Raw genomic sequence first — 15,220 nt, 5'->3', positions numbered from 1 at the left:
TAGTTTTGCGATTACATATGACCTGTAAAAAACATTAATAATCTACGTATGAAATTTATTATTTCAAGTGGCGAACTGCAGAAGGCTTTACAAACTGTAAGTGGAGTGATCTCAAGTTCTCAGTCGAGACCGATTTTAGAAAATTACCTTTTTGAATTAAACGAAAACAACGTTACCATTACTGCTTCTGATGGTGAAACCACTTTGGTAACTTCGCTTGAAGTAAGATCTGACGACAGCGGTAAATTTGCTGTTCCTGCAAAGATATTTCAGGATTTTATCAAAACTTACGGTGAGCAGCCACTTACTTTTGTTGTAAAAGACAACGCGGAGGGCACGGGAAGTCTTCTTGAAATTTTAGACGAAAAAGATAATTTTGCGGTGGCACTTGATCACGCAGACGATTATCCTGAACTTCCGGAATTTGAATCTGCGCAAAGCGTAACAATGCCTGCCGGAGTTTTATCTGAAGCTTTAACCAACACACTTTTCGCAACCAGCAACGATTCTCTCCGTCCGGTAATGACGGGAGTACTGTTCCAGTTTGGAGAAAATGAAACCAACTTTGTTTCTACAGATTCTCACAGATTGGTGGTGTACAAAAGAACAGATTTGATGAATGCCGAGCCAATGGAATTCATCATGCCGAAAAAACCTTTAACAATTTTTAAAAATATTTTAGCAAGCTCAAATGGCGACGTATTGATCGAATTCAACGATAATATGGCTAAATTTACTTTTGATAAAAATATCTGGATCTGTAGATTAATTGACGGGAAATACCCTAATTATACTGCGGTAATCCCGAAAGAAAATCCAAATCTTTTAACCATCAACAGAAACCTTTTGTTAAGTGCAATCAAAAGGGCTTCGATCATGTCAAACAAATCTACCAATCAGGTGAGATTCAAGCTTTCAGGAAATATTTTGCACCTTCACGCAGAAGATACAGAATATGCAAACAAGGCAGACATGCAGATTCCTTGCGACTACAATGGTGAAGACATCAATATCGGTTTCAGTTCAAAATTTTTAACGGAAATGTTAGGTATTTTAAGTGCTGACGATATTACTATGAAAATGTCTCAGCCGAACAGACCTGGAATCATCGAGCCATTGGATGGTTTGGAAGAAAACGAAAATATATTAATGCTTTCAATGCCGGTAATCGGATTGTAAGATTTGAATTTAATTAAATATAAAAGGTTTTGGTTGTCCAAAGCCTTTTTTTGTGCTTTTTTAAGAGTTAAAAAATTTCGGCAATTCTTAAAAAAACACGATATTTGTTGACATTAAAAAATAGCTTTAAATCTCTTTTTCAAAGCTTAAATTTCAAATTCATCATTAATGAAAATATCAAATAACTGGCTTAAAGATTTTATCAAAACAGATATTAAAACCGAGAGAATCGGCGAATTTCTTACCGATATAGGTCTTGAGGTTGAAGGAATAGAAAAATTTGAAAGCATCAAAGGCAGCCTTGAAGGAATTGTGGTAGGGAAAGTTTTGACCTGCGAAAAACATCCTAATGCTGATAAATTAAACAAAACCACCGTAGACATTGGAACAGGAAAAATTCTGAACATCGTGTGTGGTGCTCCGAATGTGGCTGAAGGGCAAACGGTACCTGTGGCTGTTGTAGGAGCGAAAATCTACGCCAAAGACGGAAGCTTTTTTGAAATTAAGGAAGCAAAAATCCGTGGTGAGGTTTCTCAGGGAATGATCTGCGCTGAAGATGAATTAGGCCTGAGTGATGATCATGGCGGAATCATGGTTTTAGACGAAACAAAATACGAGGTAGGAAAGAAATTTTCAGATTATTTTGATCTTGCAAATGATGAAGTTTTTGAAATCGGTTTAACGCCGAACAGAACCGATGCAATGTCTCATTACGGGGTGGCTAGAGATCTTTTCGCCTACCTTTCAACAAATCAGCAGAAATCAGAATTCAATAAGGTATCTTCTGAAGTGTTGAATAATGAAGGTTCACACAGCTTCACACTTGAAGTTGAAAATACAGAACTTACACCGAGATACATCGGTGCTGTGATTGAAAACGTCAAGGTTGCAGAATCTCCGTCTTGGTTAAAAGACAGATTGAAAGCCATCGGACTGAGCCCAATCAACAATATTGTAGATATTACCAATTATATTCTTCATGGCCTCGGGCAGCCGCTTCATGCTTTTGATGCCGATAAAATTGAAGGCAAAAAAGTGAAAGTGGGAACTGTTGCAGAAGGAACAAAATTCACTACTTTGGATGGTGTTGAAAGAACTTTAAACGGTTCAGAAATCATTATTAAAGACGGTGAAAATAATCCGATGTGTATCGCCGGAGTGTTCGGAGGTTTAAATTCCGGAGTTTCTGCAGATACTAAAACAATTTTCCTTGAAAGTGCATATTTTAATCCGGTTGCGGTAAGAAAAGCAGCAAAAACACATGGATTAAATACCGATGCCTCATTCAGATTTGAAAGAGGTGTTGATCCGAATATTACGAGAACTGCACTTACGCATGCTGTGAAATTAATCAGTGAATTGGCTGATGGAAAACTGGTTGGAGAAATTCTTGAAGAATATCCTGAAAAAATAAAAGACAGTTATGTAATCATCAGATTCTCAAAAATTGAGCAGATTTTAGGGACAAAGATTCACAGAGAAAAAGTAAAAGAGATTTTAAAAGCACTTGATATTCAGGTTTTAAATGAAATTCAGAATGGTTTTGAAGTATCAGTACCTGCGTACAGAGCCGATGTGACGAGAGAAATCGACATTATTGAAGAACTTTTAAGAATCTACGGTTACAACAAAATTGATGCTCCGCAAAAAATTTCGTTCACTCCTGTTAAATTGAATGCAAAAGATCAGGACGAGCTTGAAAATTCCTGGGCGAGAACGCTTCAGAGCTTAGGTTTCAATGAAGTGATGAACAATTCTTTAACTTCTGTAAAAGATGAAACAGATGCAGTGAAACTTCTCAATCCTCTCAGTAACGATTTGGCGTTTATGAGAAAGTCTTTACTGGAAGGACTTTTGCAAAATGCGATTTACAACATCAACAGAAAAAATCAGGATATCAAATTTTTTGAATTCGGAAAAATCTATCATAAAAAAGAAAAATACGAAGAGAGAAAACAGCTTGCTATTTTGGTTTCAGGAAGAAATGTTGCCGAAAACTGGCTTCATCCAAAATCAGCGACAGATTTCTATAATCTGAAAGCTTATGTGAAAGTTTTGATTGAAAAATTAGCGATTGATTATAAAGAGACTGCTTCATCTGACGAAAGATTTTCTGATGCTTTGGAATACGAATGCAATGGCGAGACTTTGGTGAGAATAGGGAAAGTGGCTCCTCAGATGTTGAAAGATTTTGATATCGATCAGGATTGCTTCTACGCAGAAATCGAACTGGAATTCGCTCAAAAATTAAGATCTGAAAACGAACTGAAGTTTAAAGATGTTCCGAAATTCAACAAAATCAGAAGAGATCTGGCTTTACTGATTGATAAAAATGTTCAATATCAGGATCTTTATCAGACTGCGAAAAAGAATAAATCGCCGTACATCAAAAACATCAATCTGTTTGACGTTTATGAAGGAAAAAATTTACCGGAAGGCAAGAAATCTTATGCCATGAGTTTTGAACTTTTAAATGAAGATAAAACTCTTGAAGAAAAAGAAATTGCTTCTGTGATGGATTCTTTAATTAAATCTTTCCAGAAAGAATTCAATGCAGAATTGAGATCTTAAAAAGAAAATTCATATTTAAATACAGGACTGTTCGCAAGAGCGGTCTTTTTTTATGACCAAAAACTAAACTTTTAATTATATTTACGTTTTACAAAAAACTATGCAGAAAAAAATTAAACTGTGGGACGCCATCATGCTCGTAATGGGTTCAATGATCGGAAGCGGAATTTTCATCGTCAGCTCAGATATCATGAGAAACTTGGGTTCCGGCTGGTGGCTCGTGATCGTTTGGATCATTACCGGAGTAATGACGGTAGCAGCAGCAATAAGCTATGGAGAACTTTCTGCAATATTCCCAAAAGCGGGCGGCCAGTATGTTTATCTGAAAGAAATTTTCGGAAGAAGGATTGGTTTTTTATACGGATGGGGGCTTTTTTCTGTAATCCAAACCGGAACAATTGCTGCAGTGGCAGTAGCATTCGGTAAGTTTACGGCGTATCTGATTCCAGCTTTAAACAACGCACAACCCATTTTTCAGAAGGGTGAATTCAAAATTACCTACATTCAGATTCTTGCCATTGCTATCATTATGCTGCTCACTTTTATCAACACAAAAGGCGTGGAAAGCGGAAAAATGCTGCAGAATATCTTCACAGGCTCTAAGATTTTAGCACTTATCGGAATTATCACAGCTGGAATATTCTTTGTCAATACAAGTTTTTTCTCAGAAAACTTCAGCAATGGTTTTGAAGCATTTAGCAATTTAAAAAAAGATGTCTCAGGAAATTTCCTGAAGTCAGGATGGGAATCTGTTACGGGATTTGCTTTGATGGGCGGTATCGCTTCGGCAATGGTAGGTTCGGTTTTCAGTTCTGTGGCTTGGGAAAATGTAACTTTTGTTTCGGGTGAAATTGAAAATCCGAAGAAAAATGTGGTCCGCTCAATGATTTTCGGAACTTCTGCGGTGATGGTTTTGTATTTGGCTGTAAATCTTGTTTATCTCACTACACTTTCTCGGGACGAGATTGCCTTTGCTGCAGACGACCGTGTGGCTGTTTCCTCTGCTCTGGCAATCTTTGGCAATACAGGAACTTTAATTATAGCCATTCTGGTGATGATTTCTACCTTCGGATGTAATAACGGTTTGATCCTTTCCGGTGCAAGAGTTTTTCAAACGATGTCGAAAGATGGAATGTTCTTTAAATCTGCTGCAGAAAATAATAAAAATCAGGTTCCTGAAAACGCTTTGTGGATGCAGGGAATCTGGGCAAGTGTACTCTGTTTAAGCGGTCAGTATGGGAATCTTTTAGATATGATCTCATTTGTAATCGTTTTATTCTACATGATTACTGTATTTGGAGTAATTTATTTAAGAATTAAAAAGCCCGAGCTGGAAAGACCGTACAAAACGTGGCTTTATCCTGTAACACCACTCATTTATCTGATCATTGGAACTACATTCTGTCTGCTGCTGCTTTATTTTAAAACGCAGTACACCTGGCCTGGATTACTTCTGGTGCTGATTGGTCTTCCTATTTACTACTTCATCAATTCAAGCAAAAAGGAGGTTTGATTTTTCATAAAAAATGCTTATTTTGGTAGTACCAATTGCTTAACATTTATGAAAATCTCGCTATGAATACACCAAACTACAGAATGCCTTTTTCCCCTGAAAATCTGATGAAAGAAGGAGGAAGCGTTGAAACATGTGATGAAGGTGAAAGTATTGCTCACAACATCATGCTTTTGATCACCACAAAAAAAGGTGAAAACCGTTACGATGAGGCCTACGGAAACGAAGTCTGGAATCTTGAATTCGACAATGGCGTAAGTTCCGGGATGTGGGAAACCATTTTTATCAACAGCCTCAGACAGCAGATCAGAATGTATGAACCGCGCATTACGGATACAAAAGTGGACGCTCACCTCGAGATGGTGGAGCATAATTACGATACCAAAGAGCATACAGAAATCAAGAAAAAAGTAAAAATTGCCATCAATGCAAGGCTTGAAGCCAGCGGTGAAAGATTCAGTTTCGCTACAGAGCTTTTCCTGAGCCCAATGTCTATTGATTAAACTTTTTCTATTCATCTAATTTTTCAAAATCATCCAATGAATCTTGATCAGAATATATATTCAAAAGAATCTGTAAAAGCAAGAATGCTTCAGAATGCCACTAAAATTTGGGGCGTTAAAAGTCCGCAGTCGCTGGATCCTTTTGTGAAGTTGCTCATCGATGCTTTCAGTACAGAAATTTTTAAAACCAATAACGAAATTCAGTCTGTAAATACAAGGATTTTAGAGAAACTTTCAAAACTTCTCACTCCGAATATTTATACTCATCCTTTTCCGGCTCACGCAATTGCCTTTGTAAATCCGTCTGAAGATTCTGAAACCTTGTGGGAGCATACAGAATTTTTCTTTAAAAAAACCATCGCTTCAAGTATTAAAGCAGAATCTGACCGGCAGATCAGCATTCCGTTTACGCCTGTGGATTCTGTTGTTTTAAATAAAATGCAGACCTCAGTGATGATTGTTGGGAATACCTGTTACAGCATTGATGAGAAACTCAATAAAATTCCGGTGGCAAGATTTCAGGGTAAGATTGAAGATTACAGAAAAATCACGATTGGTATTGATGCCAGCAGATTCAACAGTGAGAAATTTCCAAAGCATTTAAGTATCTATTGTTCAAACCCTTCATTCGAACATCTGGATTTTGTCTTTAAACTTTTACCGTTTACCGAAATTACTTCAAATGGAAACGTGATTGCCGTACGTGGTGGCTTGTCTTACGAGAAAAATGCTTCTTATAAAGGGTACGAAGAGATTTTCAACGAGCAGTCTGTAAGAAATAAAGTTAAAACGGGTTTAAAAAATATTTATGAACAGAAATTCGTAGAAATATCCGGACTTTCTGATCAACTTTTGCTGGAGAATGTGCTTCCTGAAGAAATCAGTCATCTTTCAGATTTAGAAAACCTTCATAATTTTATTTCCGGTAAAAAAATGCTCTGGCTGACGATTAAATTTCCGCCGCAGTTTACTGCCGAGATTTTAGATAATTTTTCCTTTGTTTTAAATGCTTTTCCGGTCTACAACAGAGGCTGGAAAAAAACTGAATACAGTCTTGATGTGATGGGAAACAATATCCCTTTAATCACCGACGTGGGCGAGCATTTTCTTTATGTGGATGAAGTGCAGGATGGTGAAGGTAATTATTATCAGGAAATTCCTTTTACGCCAAATGATCATTTGAAGAAAGGTCTGTACACAGTAAGAAAAGGTGGCATGGAGCGTTTCAACAACCGGAATGCAGTGGATATGATTGCCAATGTTCTGGAACTGACGAGAGACGAAATTACAGCTTTTTCACTATTAAACCGTGATAACGTGAAGACAGTTTTAAATGAAATTTCCGGTCAGATGAAAACGATGATGCAGAAAATCAATAATGTAAAACAGAATACAAGACAGGATTTTAATTATGTGATTTTAGAACCCATTGAAAATTCACGTCACACTTTTGCGGCATTTTGGTATACCAACTGCACTTTTGCCAACCAGATGCGGCCGGGAACCGAACTTTCTAATCAGAAAAAGTCTCAGTTTATGACATTGCTTACAGAAACTCTGGGCGGTGCAGAAGAACAGACGGGAACAGACAGCATTCAGGCATTTAAATTTGCTTTGACGTCGACAGATAAAATTATCACCATTCAGGATGTGAAAAATTACTGTGAAATGGTGCTGAAAGACGAGCTAAAAGAAATCCGGGTGTCCCGCGGAACGATGATTAGCAGTAAACCTAAGGAAGGATTCATCAGAACTGTTCAGATTGTGGTTGTTCCGCAAAATTATGCGTTCTACGGAAAAAGATATTGGGATAATATGGCAGGAATTCTTAAAAATCAGATTGTGACCCGCGCCATCGACGGTCTGGAATACATTTTGGAAGTAAAGGATGAGGATGAATTCAACAGTTAAATTCGGGTGCGCAATATATTTTGCCTAAATTTGAAAAAATAAATTTAAAAAAAATGAAAAACTATATTTTAACCCTTTTGGGGGCAGCAACGATTGTATCTTGTGGAACAATGGGAAATACAGCATCAAAAGTAGGGAAGGAGCAGGCGTCTATTGCCAATACTAAATGGGTTTTGGCGGATAAAGTAAAAGGAACCGTTCCAACACTGAACATCGACGGAGATAAAATTAATGGTAATGGTGGTTGCAACAGATATTTCGGTACTGCTACGTTTAATACGCAATCCGGAACATTTACTCCCTCAGGAGTTGGCTCAACAAAAATGGCCTGCGAAAATATGACGGTGGAAAATAACTTCCTCGGAGCATTGCAAAAAGTGAATAAATATGTGGTAAGTGATTCCAGTTTAGAGCTTTATCAGGACGGTTTACTGCTTTTGAAATTTAATAAAGCTGAGTAAGATTTAAAATAATTTAGCATAAAAAAAACCTGATTTTCGGATCAGGTTTTTTTTGCTTTGTAGTGATTTCAGGTTGAGAAGGAAAATCCAAAGTTATTTTGGTCAGGAGTGAGTGCCCGCTGCCAGTTTGTTTCTGGAAATTCCACGTTAGATTATAAGATTTATTTTTTTTGAAAACTTGGATCACCAGTCTGCCAGAGAAAAAAACCATACTCTACAGCAATCTGTCTGAACTGTTCATCTACAGTGCTTCCGCCAAAATGACCGGCTTTGTAGTCTACATACAGGAGTACAGGATTTGGTGAGGCATTGCAGTTCTGCATCTTCGCAGCAAATTTTGCGGGGATATAACTTTCCACACGGGGATCATTAAATCCGGTTGTAATGAGCTGTGCAGGATATTTCTCGCCTTTCTTTATGTGTTGATAAGCATCCATCTCCAGTATTGCTTTAAATTCTTTCTCATCTTTCACTGTTCCGAATTCCGGAATATTTGCAGGGCCATTCGGCGAAAATTCCATTCGCAGAGCGTTCAGACATCCCACTTTAGGAATTGCCACCTTATACAGATCCGGTCTTGATGTAATGGCTCTTCCTACCATGATGCCTCCGGCGCTTGCCCCGGTAATACCGAGTTTTTCGGCAGAAGTATATTTATTTTTGATGAGATATTCTGCACTGCTGTTCAGGTCTTTCCATGTATTTGGTTTTGTGGCTTTTTTACCGTCAATATACCAGTCATTTCCTTTTTCGCCACCGCCTCGTACATGAGCCACTGCTACCACTACGCCGCGGTTAAGAAGACATAGGGAGCTTGGCGAAAACCCGGGAAGCTGAGATTTTCCGTATGCACCATAGGCTCTTATAAATGCAGGATTTGATCCATTTTTTTTCAGTTTTGTCTTGTCGTAAAAAATGCTCAGTGGCATCATTTTATTGTCATGTGTAGGGATTTCTATTTCTTCCAGAACCAGATTTTCCAAATTTGGAAACTGAGAAGTCATGGTGAAGGGTTTTTCTGAAAAATTTTTAGATTCGGCATTGTACGCATAGAAATTATAAGGTTTTACCCAGGAATAATTGGCCAGTAAAAGTTCATCATTATGTTTAGACAGTGCTGTGCCTTCCACATTTCCCAGAATGGGACTTTTGATTTTTTCAGTTTTGCCTGTTGTAAAATTATAAATAAAAGTTTCAAAAACCTGTTCGTTTCTGCTTTTAATAATAGCTAGATAATTCTTAGACTGCGTCACGTTTGAAATCTTCCACTCACTGTCACCCCTGCTTATAATTTCTGCCGTGTTCAGTTCCGGGTTTGTAAGATCAACTTTAATGATATTGTAGTTGGGATTGTCTTTAGCACTCCAGGCATACATGTATTTTCCCTTTAGATAGAAGCCTTTTATAAGATCTTCTGAAGTGCTAAGCTTTTTCCATTGGATGCGGTCAGATAAAATTTCTGATGAGGGTGCGTAGTAAAGTTCAAGATCTGTTGCTACAGAAGCTTTTAGTAGCAGCATGTAAGGCGAATCTTTGAAATAATAAAGTTCACCACGCTCAGCGGGAGCTAATTCCAGATCAGGATATTTTTTTGAGCTGGCAAGTAAGAGGTCTGAATTTGCAGGCTTTCCTACAGTATGTAATTTTGTAGGTGTATTTATAAAGACTTCGGGATCGTGGGTGTCATAACTTTTGGCTTGGTAGTAGATAATTTTGTCGTTGCTTCCGTCCAGAAATTCGCCATAGCTGTGTTTAATAACGTCATCCAGAATGACCTGTTTTTTTACATCTAAAATTCTGATATCTCCCAGTTCTGCACCTGCCTCACTGAGATTGAGCAGTATTCTGCTGCCGTCTGCACTCACAAGATAAGTTACATCCATTACTTTATCTTTGATGTAATCAGCTGGGTCAAACAGCAGTTTTTCTTCACCGGAAACTCCTGTTCTGCAATATAATTTTTCTTTTACATCACTGGGTGTTCTTTTCTGATAAAAGTAAATTCCATTTTGATAGGTGAGTGGCAGTATTTTTACAGGTATGGCCTTGTCGAAGGTCTTCATTTCCTGCATTAAAACATCAGTTCCCGGTATTTTTTGGATTTCAGTGTTGGTAAAATCAGCTTCTTTTTTAAACCAGTCTAAAACCTTTGGATCTTTAATATCTTCCAGCCAACGGTAGGGATCTTCTACTTTTACACCGAAATAAGTATCTGAAACAGTTTCTTTTTTTGTGAATGGATATTGATATTGTGCAGAAGCTATTGTGCTGAAAAATGCAGCTGACAGGATAAATGTTGCTTTCATGGGTTAAGTTTTTTTGCACTTTAAATTTAGTATTATTTTTTAATAACAACTAAAAATAAATTTGTAAGTGTAGTCTTCTCAAATACTTCGGGCAAAAAATACTCTAAATTTTTTTAAAAAACAAACCAGAAGAATCCCAGTTTTGTTTAAGTGAAAATAACGGGAGGTAGTGTGAACAGAATAAATGTCTCTATAGAAAAACAATTTAGGTTTTTTATTCCGTTACTATTGCTTCACGTTCCCCGTCTTCCTTTTTTCCTTCCTCGATCATTTCTTCGGCTTCGGCTTTTTCTTCTGCATCAGCAGTATCAATTCTCTCCTCCTGATCATCATTTTTGTGATCAATTTTAAATTTGCAGTAAACCGGAAGATGGTCTGAACCGAAATTATCGAGCGTTTTTAAATCTCCGATAAAAATTTCTTCGCTGTGAAACATCAGATCAATCGGAAACCTGAAAAGTCTGTACTTTGCATGAAAGGTTGATATAAATGCCCGTCCAATCCGGGGATCAATCAATTCGCTGGTTTTTCTGAATAAAATGGAAGACTTAGACCAGGCCACATTATTAAAATCACCTACAACGATAATCGGTTTATGGATTTCCATCACCCGTTTTCCTGTGCTCAGAAGATCGCCGTCTCTTTCTTTGGAAGTTTCTTCCTCTGTAGGACTTGGCGGAGGCGGATGAACGCCGAAAAATACAAATTCAAAACCATCTTTCGTTTTCAGATGAGCTTCGATGCTCGGGATGTCATCAGCTACAAAAAAATGGGTTCTCGATTCTGAAATTTCAAGTTTTGAATAAAAATGCATTCCATAGGTATTTTCCAAAGTCACTTTGTGATGAAACGGATAGTCTTTTTCTAAAACCTTCAGAGCGTTTTCCCAGTCTCCATTGCTTTCCATGGTGAGGAAAATGTCTGGCCTGCACTTGTTGATAAGATTGATAAAGCGCGGGTAATCTGTATTAAACTGGTAAACGTTTGCAGAAATAAACTGCACGTCTTCTGATGCTGCCGTTGAGGGTTTGTGTTTGGTGATAAGGTAAAGCGGTGTGTATTTCATCAGCACAATACCGTGAAATATGATGAGAAGCAGTAAAATTGCCTGAAATATTTTCCAGGTTAAATCTTTCTCCAGAAAAAATCCGAAGCCGAAAGTTAATACTGCGATTACAAAAACCTGAATTTTACCGAAGTCCGGAACCCTAAAAATCCAGTGTGAATTTGGAATTTTTGGAAGTACAGAAAAGATAATAATTAAAACACTTAAGACAATATAAAGTTCCCACATGACGGTTCAAAAAACAAAGTACTAATTTAAAACAAATTTTAAAGTTTCAGAGTTAAATTATAGTAATAATGATGAAAAAACCGCTCACGGGGAGCGGTTTCAAAATATATTACCAGATTTTAATTCTTTCTTCCGGTGCTTTATAAAGTTTATCACCTTTTTTCACGTCGAATGCCTTATAGAAAGCATCCACATTGGTTAACGGACCAAAACTTCTGAAGTATCCCGGAGAGTGCGGGTCTGTTTTTACCTGATTGATCATGTATTTTTCGCTGGATAAAGTTCTCCAAACCGTTGCCCAGCTCAGGAAGAATCTCTGCTCCTGCGTGTAACCGCTGATGTTTCCGGGATTTCCTTTATCTTTCAGATACATTTGAAGGGCGTCATAAGCGATATTCACACCCCCTAAATCTGCAATATTTTCACCGTTGGTGAAAGTTCCGTTTACGAAAGTACCTTTTACAGGCTCATATTTGTCATACTGCGCAGCTAAAGATTTTGTAGCTTTTTCAAAATTGGCTTTATCTTCCGGCGTCCACCAGTCGACCAAATTTCCCTGTGCATCAAACTGAGCACCGGAATCATCAAATCCGTGGCTCATTTCGTGACCAATTACAGCACCAATTCCACCGAAATTAACAGCAGCATCTGCCTTTGGATTAAAAAAAGGAGGCTGAAGAATTGCAGCTGGGAATACGATTTCGTTATTTACTGGATTATAGTAAGCGTTTACCGTTTGTGGAGTCATTCCCCATTCAGTTTTGTCTACCGGTTTCCCAATTTTTGCCAGATCTTTTGTGTACTGCCATTCGCCTACATTCTGGAGGTTTTTATATAAATTTCCGCCTTTAGCTTCTGAAAGAATGTTCAGTTTGGAATAATCTTTCCATTGATCAGGATAAGCAACTTTTACGGTGAATTTATTCAGTTTTTCGAGGGCTTTCACTTTTGTAGTAGAAGACATCCAGGCCAAACCGTTGATGTGAACTGCAAAACTTTTCTTTAAATAATCAATCAGCTCCACCATCTGGGCTTTTGCTTCAGCTGGAAAATATTTTTCCACATATAATTTACCGAAAGCTTCACCTAAAGAACCGTTGATCAGCTCAAAACCTCTCTTGTTTAAAGCTCTCTGCTCCTGCTGACCTCGTAGATATTTACCGTAAAAAGCAAATTTTTCATCCCCTAGTTTCTGACTTAGGTATGAAGCATTTCCGTTAATCATGTGGAACTTCAAATAATCTTTGATTACAGGCAGATTTTTTTCGTTCACCAGTTGGTCAAAATTTTTGTAGTAACCCAATTCACTTATGATCACACGGTCTGTCTTCACTCCAACTTTCGCAAGATAAGCCGGAATATCCACATTTTTTACCAAAGTCTTCAATTCAGCCATCGTTTTAGGATTGTACTGAAGCGTATTGTCGCGGCTTTGCTCGTTGGTAAGCAGGTTTTTGGCAATGCTTTTTTCGTAGTCTACAATTTCTTTTGCAGCGGCATCAGCATTTGTGTAACCCAGTTCTTTCAGCATAGAAGCTACATACTTCTGGTATTCTGCAAGAGCTTCTGTGTTTTTTGAGTCTGCTTTCTGATAGTAATCTCTTCCCATTCCCAATGAAGCATCGCCAAGGTAAACGGCATTCATGTTAGAATTTTTAAGATCCGAATACACACCCCATCCGTAGAATTTATTTTCACCCTCTCTGGTTACAGAAACCAAATAATTCTGAAGGTCTGCAAGGTTCTTAATTTTATCAATTTTGTTGATGTTTTCCTGAATGGGCTTTATACCGTCTGCATTTCTTTTGTCCATATTCATGTATGTTGCATACAGATCCTGGATTTTTTTTCCTTCACTTCCTTCGGCAAATTTATCCTTCAAAAGAGAATTCAAAATCGTCATTGAATTATTGTCTGTATCATCCGCAAGTTTATTGAAACTTCCCCAGGTTGGCTTATCAGAAGGAATTTTCGCTGTTTTCATCCAGCTTCCGTTTACGAAATTGTAAAAGTCATCCTGTGGACGGACATTTTTATCCATGTAATTCAGTTCCAAACCGTTTTCCCCAGCGGGCTTTACCGCTTTTTGTGCCTGCACGGCAAAGGTTCCGGCCAAAAGAACTAAAGATAATGTGAGTTTTTTCATTTTCTAAAATTTGTAGAATATGTCTTTTATGATTACGTTTTGTTACGCAGAAATATAATTATTATTAAAAACTACTCAGAAATTAAGAGCGAAATTAAATCCTGAATGACTTTCTGAGAAGCAAAATGCATAAAATCCGGTCTGTCCAGATGGGGCATGAAGAGTTTTGAACTGTGGGTTTTGTCTCCAATTCTAATAGAATAGTGCACGAGCCCAATTTCCTTTCCGTCTTCACCTTTTCCGGGACCGGCTACTCCCGTTGTAGAAAGGGAAATATTAGTTTTAAATAATGCCTGACACCCTTCAGCCATTTCTGCGGAAACTTCTTCGCTGACCACGGTATATTGATCGATGGTCTCTATCCTTACTTTTAAAATATCAATTTTTTTCTGAGAATCATAAGGAATAATTCCTCCTGAAAAGTATTTTGAACTGCCGGGATTTGAAGTGATCAATCTTGCCAGTTCGCCTCCTGTACAGCTTTCTGCGGTAGAAACAGTCAGTTTACGGTCATTTAAAATCTCAGCAAGAATTTTTTCAATTTTATCTTCAGAAGTCGCAATGACGTGATCTTTAACGATTGGTAAAAGCTTTTGGATTTCTTCTTCAAGTTGCTGTTTTAGAAGTGCTTCGTCAGTTCCGGTGGCTGTAATTCTTAATTTTACACGGGTTCCTACAGGAAGATAAGAGAGCGAAATATGTTCTGGTAAGGCCAGTTCCCAATCTTCTATCATATCTGCCAAAATACTTTCAGGAATTCCCACTACAGAAACGATTCTTGTCGTAAGATAATTCAGGCTGAATTTTTCCTTTAAATAAGGAACAATCTGATTTTTAATCAACGGTTTCACTTCGTAAGGAACGCCAGGCAGACTGAAAACAATCTTCCCGTTTTCTTCCATCATCATACAGGGAGCTGTTCCGAAATGGTTTTGGAAGACCGTGGATTTCGTAGGAACAAATGCCTGTTCACGGTTTCTTTCGAGTATTTCTATTCTCCCGCGCTTTTCCATGTAAGCTTTAAGGTGTTCGAAAGTTTTCTCATCTAAAGCAATTTCATCATCAAAAAAATCAGCGATGGCTTTTTTGGTTTTATCGTCTCTTGTTGGACCTAAACCGCCGGTTGTTATGACTAAATCGCCAATGTCAAAAGCAGATTTTAAAGTGTTTTTAATGATTTCAATTTCATCAGAAATGGTGAAAATCTGTACCACTTTTATTCCGATGTTTTTGAGTTCGGTTGCAATAAAATTTGAATTGGTATCTACGGTATTTCCGGATAAAATTTCGTCTCCGATGGTGATAAGAACTGCGTTTTGCATGCTTTTGATTTTGA

General features: G+C 37.7%; 10 protein-coding genes. 6 read left to right on the top strand and 4 right to left on the bottom strand.

What is annotated here, in order from left to right:
- Nucleotides 1-48: 48 nt before the first annotated feature.
- The 6 genes from dnaN to ASG31_RS09320 all read left to right on the top strand — a co-directional run bounded on the left by dnaN (nucleotide 49) and on the right by ASG31_RS09320 (nucleotide 8,138).
- The gene (gene dnaN / locus ASG31_RS09345) at nucleotides 49-1,179 is read left to right on the top strand and encodes a DNA polymerase III subunit beta (protein WP_056031069.1); all 1,131 of its coding nucleotides are present in this window, start codon (nucleotides 49-51) and stop codon (nucleotides 1,177-1,179) included.
- Nucleotides 1,180-1,347: 168 nt separating this feature from the next.
- Nucleotides 1,348-3,750: a phenylalanine--tRNA ligase subunit beta gene (pheT, locus tag ASG31_RS09340; RefSeq protein WP_056031066.1), complete on the top strand. Its 2,403-nt coding sequence runs from the start codon at nucleotides 1,348-1,350 to the stop codon at nucleotides 3,748-3,750.
- A gap of 100 nt (nucleotides 3,751-3,850) precedes the next feature.
- The gene (locus ASG31_RS09335; protein WP_056031063.1) at nucleotides 3,851-5,263 is read left to right on the top strand and encodes an APC family permease; all 1,413 of its coding nucleotides are present in this window, start codon (nucleotides 3,851-3,853) and stop codon (nucleotides 5,261-5,263) included.
- A 62-nt stretch (nucleotides 5,264-5,325) separates the two neighbouring features.
- Nucleotides 5,326-5,766, top strand: coding sequence for a GPW/gp25 family protein (locus tag ASG31_RS09330; RefSeq protein WP_056031424.1), 441 nt, complete (start codon nucleotides 5,326-5,328; stop codon nucleotides 5,764-5,766).
- 36 nt (nucleotides 5,767-5,802) lie between these two features.
- On the top strand, nucleotides 5,803-7,677 hold the full coding sequence (locus tag ASG31_RS09325) for a type VI secretion system baseplate subunit TssF (RefSeq protein ID WP_056031060.1): 1,875 nt from the start codon (nucleotides 5,803-5,805) through the stop codon (nucleotides 7,675-7,677).
- Nucleotides 7,678-7,730: 53 nt separating this feature from the next.
- A complete protein-coding gene (locus ASG31_RS09320) occupies nucleotides 7,731-8,138 on the top strand; it encodes an META domain-containing protein (RefSeq protein ID WP_056031056.1) in 408 nt (135 codons plus the stop codon).
- 161 nt (nucleotides 8,139-8,299) lie between these two features.
- On the opposite strand, the gene ASG31_RS09315 is transcribed toward ASG31_RS09320, so the two are convergent.
- The 4 genes from ASG31_RS09315 to ASG31_RS09300 all read right to left on the bottom strand — a co-directional run bounded on the left by ASG31_RS09315 (nucleotide 8,300) and on the right by ASG31_RS09300 (nucleotide 15,206).
- On the bottom strand, nucleotides 8,300-10,444 hold the full coding sequence (locus ASG31_RS09315) for a prolyl oligopeptidase family serine peptidase (RefSeq protein ID WP_056031053.1): 2,145 nt from the start codon (nucleotides 10,442-10,444) through the stop codon (nucleotides 8,300-8,302).
- Nucleotides 10,445-10,658: 214 nt separating this feature from the next.
- Complete coding sequence (locus ASG31_RS09310) at nucleotides 10,659-11,738, bottom strand: endonuclease/exonuclease/phosphatase family protein (RefSeq protein WP_056031050.1); 1,080 nt, start codon at nucleotides 11,736-11,738, stop codon at nucleotides 10,659-10,661.
- 109 nt (nucleotides 11,739-11,847) lie between these two features.
- Nucleotides 11,848-13,884, bottom strand: coding sequence for a M13 family metallopeptidase (locus ASG31_RS09305; RefSeq protein ID WP_056031047.1), 2,037 nt, complete (start codon nucleotides 13,882-13,884; stop codon nucleotides 11,848-11,850).
- A gap of 71 nt (nucleotides 13,885-13,955) precedes the next feature.
- Nucleotides 13,956-15,206 carry a CinA family nicotinamide mononucleotide deamidase-related protein gene (locus ASG31_RS09300; RefSeq protein WP_056031044.1) on the bottom strand — a complete coding sequence of 417 codons (1,251 nt, stop codon included), beginning with the start codon at nucleotides 15,204-15,206 and terminating at the stop codon, nucleotides 13,956-13,958.
- Nucleotides 15,207-15,220: the final 14 nt, after the last annotated feature.

Origin of the sequence: Chryseobacterium sp. Leaf404, from assembly GCF_001424145.1 — a bacterium.
Classification (GTDB): Bacteria; Bacteroidota; Bacteroidia; order Flavobacteriales; family Weeksellaceae; genus Chryseobacterium.
Note: the sequence above shows the minus strand (reverse complement) of the source record. Positions and strands in the feature narration are given on the sequence as shown.

Coding starts and splice junctions, on each gene's coding strand:
- ASG31_RS09305 (WP_056031047.1), bottom strand. CDS start 13,884: ATGAAAAAACTCACATTATCTTTAGTTCTTTTGGCCGGAACCTTTGCC.
- pheT (WP_056031066.1), top strand. CDS start 1,348: ATGAAAATATCAAATAACTGGCTTAAAGATTTTATCAAAACAGATATT.
- ASG31_RS09320 (WP_056031056.1), top strand. CDS start 7,731: ATGAAAAACTATATTTTAACCCTTTTGGGGGCAGCAACGATTGTATCT.
- ASG31_RS09315 (WP_056031053.1), bottom strand. CDS start 10,444: ATGAAAGCAACATTTATCCTGTCAGCTGCATTTTTCAGCACAATAGCT.
- ASG31_RS09330 (WP_056031424.1), top strand. CDS start 5,326: ATGAATACACCAAACTACAGAATGCCTTTTTCCCCTGAAAATCTGATG.
- ASG31_RS09335 (WP_056031063.1), top strand. CDS start 3,851: ATGCAGAAAAAAATTAAACTGTGGGACGCCATCATGCTCGTAATGGGT.
- ASG31_RS09310 (WP_056031050.1), bottom strand. CDS start 11,738: ATGTGGGAACTTTATATTGTCTTAAGTGTTTTAATTATTATCTTTTCT.
- dnaN (WP_056031069.1), top strand. CDS start 49: ATGAAATTTATTATTTCAAGTGGCGAACTGCAGAAGGCTTTACAAACT.
- ASG31_RS09300 (WP_056031044.1), bottom strand. CDS start 15,206: ATGCAAAACGCAGTTCTTATCACCATCGGAGACGAAATTTTATCCGGA.
- ASG31_RS09325 (WP_056031060.1), top strand. CDS start 5,803: ATGAATCTTGATCAGAATATATATTCAAAAGAATCTGTAAAAGCAAGA.